Annotated in this window: 1 pseudogene; it reads right to left on the bottom strand. The window is 35.8% G+C overall.

Annotation, left to right across the window (positions count from 1 at the left end):
- Positions 1–322 (bottom strand): annotated as a pseudogene (locus tag JHD59_RS22120) (hypothetical protein); the annotation flags it as partial.
- Positions 323–486 lie beyond the last annotated feature (164 nt).

The raw sequence follows: 486 nt of genomic DNA, 5'->3' as shown, positions 1-486 counted from the left end.
CTGCTACATCGATATTTTTTTTAATTGCTATCGCGTGTGATATTCTATGAATGGGCCGACAATCACCAAATAATAATATAATGTCAATTTTTAATTTGTCAGTTATCTGGTCAAGCCAATCAGGCCAGTCATCCATGCTGCCGCGAAAATTTATTGCATTTTTTGGATAAAAAAACCAGTCTCCGGCATTGAAGTTTACTTTAAAAACTTCAGCCCCAATTTTTTTTAAGTCAGATGCTAGCCTTGTGAAAAATGGGCCAATAGGGCCTTGCAGTAATAAAACTTTTTTACCTGAAAAATATTGAAAATCCCGAGCTTTCATTGTGCATCCAAGTGTTCTAGAGTTTTGTTATTTTTTTTTAATAAATGGCCTCAATATTTTTCGCCATAATGGCATATTAGATCCACTATGCTCACGCCAACAAAGTAACTCTTCAATAGCTTGCTCTACCTCACAATGAGTGCCAGTTATCCGACTCACATACA

Origin of the sequence: Chromobacterium sp. ASV23, assembly GCF_016428945.1 — a bacterium.
In the GTDB taxonomy this organism is placed as follows: domain Bacteria; phylum Pseudomonadota; class Gammaproteobacteria; order Burkholderiales; family Chromobacteriaceae; genus Chromobacterium; species Chromobacterium sinusclupearum.
Note: the sequence above shows the minus strand (reverse complement) of the source record. Positions and strands in the feature narration are given on the sequence as shown.